Genomic DNA, 7584 nt, shown 5'->3' with positions numbered 1-7584 from the left:
CCCTCCGGCCGGCCGGCGCACCAGGCCCGAGCTCGCCGGACGGTGATGATGACGATCGTGGGAAACCTGCCCGAGGAGACGACCAGCTTCATCGGCCGCGGCGTGGAACTCCTGCGCCTCGAATCGGCTCTGACGCCGTATCACCTCGTCGGGCACCGGCTCACCCCGCACCGCATGACCACGCTCGTCGGCCCCGGCGGCGTCGGCAAGTCCCGCCTCGCCCGCCGCGCCACCCACCTCGTCGGCCATCGCTACCAGGACGGCGTCCGGTGGGCCGACCTCTCCCCCCTCTACGGCGACGACCTGCTGCTGCCCACCGTCTCCGACGCCGTCGGCCTCGCCGACCACGCCCTGCGGATGCCCGTGGACGCGCTCTGCGAATGGCTCGCGGACAAGAACATGCTGCTCGTCCTCGACTCCTGCGAACACCTGCGCGCACCCACCGCGCACCTCCTCGGCGAACTCCTCACCATCGCCCCCGGCCTGACCGTCGTCGCCACCAGCAGGCAGCCCCTCGGCGTCCGCGGCGAGAACATCGTGGAAGTCCCCCCACTGCCCTACGACGGCGAGAGCGACGCCCTCACCCTCTTCCGCGACCGGGTACGCGTCTCGGCCCCCGGCATCACCTTCCGGCGCCCGGACGACACCAAGGCCGCCGAAGAGATCTGCCGCCGCCTCGAAGGACTCCCGCTCGCGCTGGAACTGGCCGCGGCCTCCGCCCGGCGCCACACCCTGCGCCAGATCGCCGACCGGCTCGGCTCCCGCCTGGACGTCCTCAGCGACGACTCCCAGCGCCCCCGCCGCCACCGCGCCCTCCTCACCACCATCGGCTGGAGCCACGAGCTCTGCACTCCCCTGGAACGCCTCCTGTGGGCCCGACTCACCCCGCTGCGCGGCGACTTCGACGAAGAGGCCGCCCGGGAGGTCTGCGCAGGCGGCCCCCTCGACCCCGACGCGGTGACCGAGGCGCTGCGCGGACTCGTCGCCAAGTCCGTCGTCAAGCGCGACGGGGAACGCCACCACATGCTCGACACCCTGCGCGAGTACGGCCGGATGTGGCTCATCGAACTCGGGGAGGAGGAGGTGGCCGGCGCCGCCCGCCGGCACGCCGCCCGGTTCCTCGGCCTGGCCCGCCGCGCCCACTCCGGATGGACCGGCCGCGACCAGGTCGCCTGGTACCACAAGGTCTCCGACAGCCACCTCGACCTCTGCGCCGCCCTCGACCACCTCCTCGTCCACGACATCCGCGCCGCCCAGGAGATGGCCGGACGCATCGGCTTCTTCTGGAGCTGCTGCGGCCACCTGACCGCCGCCCGGAGCTACGCCCGGCGCGCCCTGCGAGGCGGCCCGCTCGACGGCCCCGACCGCACCCGGCTGCTCTGGGTCATGGGCGTCGCGGCCCTGCTCCAGGGCGACTTCGAGGTCGCCGAGCGGCTCGGCGCCGAATGCACGGCGTACGCGGAGACTGTCGGCGACGACGAGGGAATCCTCAACTCGACCTACCTGACCGGGCTCACCCACATCATGAGGAGCGAGCCGCGGACCGCCCTGGAGGCCGCCGGACGCGCCCTGCGCCTGACCGGGGCGAGACCCGTCGAGTCGGCCTACCGGCTGCGCTGCCACCTCATCACGGTCTTCGCCCTGAGCGGTCTGGGCCGGCTCGACGAGGCCGCCGAGGCCGCCGCCGCGCTCAGGGCCGCCTGCGAGGAGCACGACGAACACTGGACCCGTTCGTACGCCGACTACCAACTCGCCCTGATCGCGCTGCTCCAGGGCCGCCCGGACGTCGCGGCGGCACACGCCCGCACCATGCTCCAGGGCAAGCACCGGCTGCGCGACAGCTTCGGCATCGCCCTCGGCCTCGACATCCTCGCCTCCGCCATCGCCGCCCAGGGCCAGGGCACGCGCGCCGCACGGGTCTACGGCACCGGGCAGGTGTACTGGCGGATGGTCGGGCACCCGCAGCGCGGCACCCCCGACGTCACCCCGGTGCGCGAGACCTGGGAGCGGCAGGCCCGGGAGGCCGTCGGCGACCTCGCCTACCAGCGAGCCTTCGAGCGGGGCCGGACCGACACCGCCGAGGCCGGACTCGCGGCGGCGCTCTGGAACGAGTCCCGGATCTGACCCGTACCGCTACGGGCGCGGGGGCGGAGACTTCCCCGGCCGCCCGGGGAACGGGGCGGGGGGATGAGACACGCTTGTGCGGCCCGGGCGCGGCCCGTCAAGGTGGGCGACGACAATGCCCGCGCCACCCGCAACGGGAGCTCCTGATGCCCCACATCACCATCGACTACTCCGCCGGACTCGAAGACGCCTTCGACCGCCGGGGATTCGCCGCCGAACTGCACCCCCTGATCGCCCGGACGATCACCACCTCGACCGCGGCCTGCAAGACCAGACTCCGCCAGGTCGACGAGACGCTGGTCGGGGAGGGGGCCGTCGACGGTTCGGTCGTCCACGTCGTCATCGCCATCCAGCCCGGACGTACCCCCGAGGTCCGGGCGCAGCTCACCGAGTCCGTCCTCGCGCTGCTCGACGAGCACCTCAAGCCGGCCGACGGAGTCCGCGTCGACGCCTCGGTCGAGACCCGCGACCTCGACCTCTCGTACCGCAGGAACTGATCGCCCGGTCCGGCCCGTCCCTCCGCGCCTCGCCGGTCAGGGCAGCCGCTGCGGGGGGACGGCGGGCGCTCCGGCGGTCAGCGTGCCCAGCCGGGTGAGCAGTTCGCCGAAGGGGCCGTCCGACGGCTCCTGTTCGAGGACCCGCAGCACGATGCCGGCCAACTCCGCGTCGTACGCGGCGCTCACGGCGGCCAGCGCCGCGAAGTCGTGCACCAGCTGGAGCTCCAGCTCGGCGCGGGGAACGCGCTTGCCGTCCAGCCAGAGCAGCGCCGTCGCCTCGGCGAGCGACACCCAGGTGCGTACCACCAACTCCAGCCGGGCGGAGGGGACCTCGACTCCGAGGTGGGCGACTATCTGCTCGTACGCGGCCTGCCGCACCCCGTCGATCATCGCGTTGGTGGTGGAGGAACCGGCCGCCGGGCCGCCCCGCATGAGTGCGGAGAAGCCGGGCCCGTGGTCCTCCACGAAGTCGAAGAACCGGACCATCACCCGCAACAGGCGTGTTCCCAGGGGGCCTTCGTGCGGCTCCAGGAAGCGTTCCGCCAGCTCGTCGGCGGCCCTGCGCAGCGCGGCCTCGTACAGATTCTGCTTGCCGGGGAAGTAGTGGTAGACGAGCGGGCGGGAGATGCCCGCGGCGGCGGCTATCTCGTCGATCGACACTTCGTCGGGGGAGCGGCTGCTGAACAACTCCAGTGCGACGCCGATCAACTGCTGTCTGCGCTCGTCGACGCCCATGCGGCGCCGCACCCCGGTGGTCATGCGAACAGCCTAACCGGGGGGCGGCGGGCGGCGGGACCGGCCCGCCGACCTACAGATCGAGGACCAGCCGCCCGCTCCGGCACCGGGAGACGCAGATCAGCATCGAGTCGGCGCGCTCCGCGTCGGTCAGCAACTCGTCCCGGTGGTCGATCTCGCCTTCCAGGACCCGCTGTTGGCAGGTGCCGCAGAAGCCCTGCTCGCAGGAGTACGAGACATGGGGCAGCTCCTCGCGCACGGCCGCCAGCACCGACTGCCCGGCCGCCACGGACACGGTCCGCTCCGAGCGCCGCAACTCGACTTCGAAGGCTCCGGCATCCGCGTCGCCGCCCGGAGCCCCGGCGGCGAACCGCTCCAGATGCAGGGTGCAGCCCTCCGGCAGGGCGGCGGCGACCGCGTCCATCAGGGGCCCGGGGCCGCACACGTACACGGCCGTCCCCGGCGCGAGGCCGGCGAGCGCCGCGGCCACGTCCGGGTGCCCCGAGGTGTCCTGCGGGACGACCGTCACCCGGTCCCCGTCCGCGCCGAGCTTCTCGATCTCGTCGAGGAAGGGCAGGGTGGCCCGTGAGCGGCCCCCGTACAGCAGTCGCCAGGGCGCGCCGGACGCGGCGACCGCCCGCAGCATCGGTAGGACCGGGGTGATGCCGATGCCGCCCACGACGAAGAGATAGCCGTCCGCGCCGACCAGCGGGAAGCGGTTGCGGGGCCCCCGGACGCCGACCTCCTCGCCCTCGTGCAACTGCGCGTGCGCCTCCCGCGAGCCGCCGCGGCCGTCCTCGTCCAGCCGGACCGCCACCGTGTACGTCCCCTGGTCCGAGGGGTCGCCGCAGAGGCTGTACTGCCGGACCGCGCCGGAGGGCAGCACCAGATCGATGTGGGCACCCGGCTCCCAGCGGGGCAGCCCGGGTCCCTCCAGCCGGAGCTGGACGACCCCCTCGGCGGGCGAGCTCCGCCCGGTGATCAGCAGCCGCCGGGTGGTGGTGGCACCGCGCACCGACCTCCCGGAGGTGGGCTCCTCCAGGGCGGGCATCGGCCAGAGCGGGGAGGCGGCGACGCGCTTGCGCAGCGCGCGCCGGGCGAGCAGGGCGGCTCCGGCACCGGCGCCGGTGACCAGCAGTGCGGTGCGCGTGCGGGGCAGGGGCATGGGCATGGTCAGTGGGTTCCCGTCGTACGGGCCTCGGCGGCGAGCGCCGCGGGCGAGCGGGCGAGGTAGTCGACGGCTTGGGCGGTGCTGCCGGTCCGCGAGGGGTGGTAACGGCGGCTCAGGTAGTCCGGGACCGACCGCAGGATGTCTCCGGCCGGAGGCAGCGTGCCCCGCCTGCCGCCGGCGTGGAACTCCCGGAGCGACGCCCGGCCGCCGGGCAGCCCCGGGTCGTTCGCCACGAAGAAGCGGACCCCGCGCTGCCAGAGGAAGACCAGTGCGGAGAAGGCCGTCGCCCAGGTGCGCACCCGGCGCCGGTAGCCGCCGTCCACGTGGCAGAACACCTCGAAGGCCACCGAGCGGTGCTCGACCTCCTCGGCGCCGTGCCAGCGCAGCAGGTCCAGCATCGTGGGATCGGCGCCGAGCCGGTCGAGGGCGTCGGCGTTGAGTATCCAGTCGCCGAGGAACGCCGTGTAGTGCTCGATCGCCGCTATCGTCGCGACCCGCTCCATGAGCCACCACTCCCGCGCACGCCCGGGCGGCAGGGTCCGGTCACCGAGCAGCTTCTCGAAGAACCAGTCCACCTGCGCGGTGTAGGGCGTCGGGTCGATCCCCAGCCGCTTCAGGTGCGGCAGCACGTCGTCGTGCGCCTGCGAGTGCACGGCCTCCTGGCCGATGAACCCGATGACGTCCTCGCGGAGCCGTTCGTCGCGGATGTACGGCAGCACCTGCCGGTACACGTGGATGAACCAGCGTTCCCCGGCCGGAAGCAGCAGATGGAGGACGTTGATCGTGTGGGCGGCGAACGGGTCGCCGGGCACCCAGTGCAGCGGGGTGTGCTCCCAGTCGAACGCGACGTTGCGGGGCTTGAGCGGCGTCCGCTCCGAAGGGGCCGCCGCCGGCTGCTTGTTGGACATGCTGTCAATGTACTGATGGGTACGGCGCGGGAACAGAGGCGTGCGTGCTCTTCCTCGGACCTGTCGTCACGCCGGCCGGCCGGCCCGCTCCCCCCGGTCCAGATAGGCGAGCACCGCGAGGACCCGGCGGTTGTCGTCGTCGGACGGGGCCAGCCCCAGCTTCTGGAAGATGTTCGAGGTGTGCTTGGCGACGGCCCGTTCGGTGACCGCCAGTTGTGCGGCGATGGCCGCGTTCGTACGGCCCTGCGCCATCAGCTCCATGACCTCCCGCTCGCGAGGGGTCAGTCCGCCCATCGGCTCGTCCCGGGACCGCCGCGAGAGCAGTTGGGAGATCACCTGGGGGTCCATCGCCGTGCCTCCGGCCGCGACCCGGCGCACCGCGTCGGTGAACTGGTCCGCGTCGAAGACCCGGTCCTTCAGCAGATAGCCGATGCCGCCGTTCCCGTCCGCCAGCAACTCCCGCGCGTACAAGTGCTCCACGTGCTGGGAGAGGACGAGAACCGGCAGTCCCGGGCGCTCCCTGCGGGCCGCCAGCGCGCACTGGAGCCCTTCGTCGGTGAGGGACGGCGGCAGCCGGACGTCGACGACCGCGACGTCCGGCCGCTCCTCGGCCAGGGCCCTGGTCAGCTCGGGGCCGGTCGCGACCGCGGCCACGACCTCGAAGTCGTACGCCTCCAGCAGCCGGACCAGCCCGTCGCGGAGCAGGAAGAGGTCTTCGGCTAGGACAACGCGCAAGGGATCTCCAGGGTCACCAGCGTGGGGCCGCCGACAGGACTGCTGACGGCCAGGACGCCGTCGAATGTACCGAGCCGCCGTTCGATCCCGCTCAGCCCCGAACCACCGCCGGTGAACGCCCCGCCCCGGCCGTCGTCCGTCACCGAGACCCTGAGCATCCCGTCCGCGTGGTGGACGTCCACCCAGACACGGTCGGCGCCCGCATGCTTCGCCACGTTCGTCAGCGCCTCGCTCACCGCGAAGTAGGCGGCCGACTCCACCGGCGCCTCCGGCCGCCCCGGCAGATCCACCGACACCTCGGACTCCAGGGGCATCCGCATGACCAGGGCCTTCACCGCGTCCCCGAGGCCCCGTTCGGCGAGCACCGGCGGATGGATGCCCCGGACGAGGTCGCGCAGTTCGGTGAGGGCCTCGGCCGAGGACGTCCGGGCCGCCGCCAGCATCCGCTTCGCCTGCTCCGGGTCCTTCTCGATCAGTGCCTCGATCGCCCCGAGGCTCATCCCCATGGCGACCAGCCGGGCCTGCGCCCCGTCGTGCAGGTCCCGTTCGATGCGCCGCAGTTCCGTGGCCGCCGAGTCCACCGCCTCGTGCCGTGTCTCCGTCAGCCGCTCGATGCGGCGGGCCAGCTCCTCGGGGGTGGGCGAGAGGACCGCGCGGGCCAGCACGAAGTTCAGCCGCAGCATCGGCTTCGCCGCCCACAGACCGACGTGGAAGACGAACAGGCCCAGTGCGAGCGCCGCGACCGCGGTGGCCCGGCTGTCCACGGGGACGAAGCCGTACCAGTAGGGGTCGTCGCGGAAGACGTGCCACAGGCCGGCGACGAGGACCGCACCCTCCAGCCACCAGATCAGCAGCGTGGCCGGAACGATCGCCAGCACGAAGCCCGCGGTCATGTCGGTGAACAGCCACTGGACGTCCCGCCGGGTCGCCGGGTCCTTCAGCATCAGGAGGGTGCGCTCCACCTGCCCGGCGAAGCCGGTGCGCAGGCCTTTGGGGAGGGGCCGGTACGGGACCGGTATCCGCACGTCGGACCAGGCCGCCGCGAGGAGCCTGCGCCGGTTCGCGTGCCGGCGGACCTGCTCCAGCACGTACGGAGTGGTGAGGAACCCGACCCCGAGCAGGATGAAGGCGACGGAGAGCACCGTCGCGACGAAAAGGACGAGCGAGCCGGGCAGACCCGCCACCGCCAGTGCCAGCCCGCGTCCCGCGGCCCGAGTCGCTCCTCTGAAACGGCTGATCGTCCTGCTCATTGCCCCTCGACTCCTTCGTCCCGCCCCGACCGGGCACCGCCGCGTGGTTCCCCGGCACCCCGTACGGCAGCAAGTCTCGCCCGGGGGACGGCGTGCGCAACAGCCGGTACGCACCCCTGCCGGGGGTGTACCTGGCACCACCCCGGACAGCGGTAAGGCCCCGT

Annotated in this window: 7 protein-coding genes; 2 read left to right on the top strand and 5 right to left on the bottom strand. The window is 73.2% G+C overall.

The window, feature by feature from the left end; genetic code table 11:
- Window positions 1-54 precede the first annotated feature (54 nt).
- The gene (locus ACFWEP_RS28500; RefSeq protein WP_387374209.1) at window positions 55-2124 is read left to right on the top strand and encodes an ATP-binding protein; all 2070 of its coding nucleotides are present in this window, start codon (window positions 55-57) and stop codon (window positions 2122-2124) included.
- 146 nt (window positions 2125-2270) lie between these two features.
- Window positions 2271-2621, top strand: a complete 351-nt coding sequence (locus ACFWEP_RS28495; RefSeq protein ID WP_387374205.1) for a 5-carboxymethyl-2-hydroxymuconate Delta-isomerase — start codon at window positions 2271-2273, stop codon at window positions 2619-2621.
- Window positions 2622-2657: 36 nt separating this feature from the next.
- Here ACFWEP_RS28495 and ACFWEP_RS28490 read toward each other — a convergent pair whose 3' ends face one another.
- The 5 genes from ACFWEP_RS28490 to ACFWEP_RS28470 all read right to left on the bottom strand — a co-directional run bounded on the left by ACFWEP_RS28490 (window position 2658) and on the right by ACFWEP_RS28470 (window position 7420).
- Window positions 2658-3380 (bottom strand): TetR/AcrR family transcriptional regulator, encoded by a 723-nt coding sequence (locus tag ACFWEP_RS28490; protein ID WP_387374203.1) that lies wholly within the window; start codon window positions 3378-3380, stop codon window positions 2658-2660.
- A 49-nt stretch (window positions 3381-3429) separates the two neighbouring features.
- Window positions 3430-4521 carry a PDR/VanB family oxidoreductase gene (locus tag ACFWEP_RS28485; protein WP_387374207.1) on the bottom strand — a complete coding sequence of 364 codons (1092 nt, stop codon included), beginning with the start codon at window positions 4519-4521 and terminating at the stop codon, window positions 3430-3432.
- Between the two features lie 8 nt (window positions 4522-4529).
- Complete coding sequence (locus ACFWEP_RS28480; RefSeq protein ID WP_387374201.1) at window positions 4530-5435, bottom strand: metal-dependent hydrolase; 906 nt, start codon at window positions 5433-5435, stop codon at window positions 4530-4532.
- Window positions 5436-5501: 66 nt separating this feature from the next.
- A complete protein-coding gene (locus tag ACFWEP_RS28475) occupies window positions 5502-6170 on the bottom strand; it encodes a LuxR C-terminal-related transcriptional regulator (protein WP_387374199.1) in 669 nt (222 codons plus the stop codon).
- Window positions 6155-7420, bottom strand: a complete 1266-nt coding sequence (locus tag ACFWEP_RS28470) for a sensor histidine kinase (protein WP_387374197.1) — start codon at window positions 7418-7420, stop codon at window positions 6155-6157. The genes ACFWEP_RS28475 and ACFWEP_RS28470 overlap by 16 nt, the downstream gene beginning before the upstream one ends.
- Window positions 7421-7584: the final 164 nt, after the last annotated feature.

Origin of the sequence: Streptomyces sp. NPDC060198 (assembly GCF_042728415.1) — a bacterium.
GTDB lineage: Bacteria > Actinomycetota > Actinomycetes > Streptomycetales > Streptomycetaceae > Streptomyces.
This window is presented reverse-complemented; position numbering and strand designations above follow the sequence as displayed.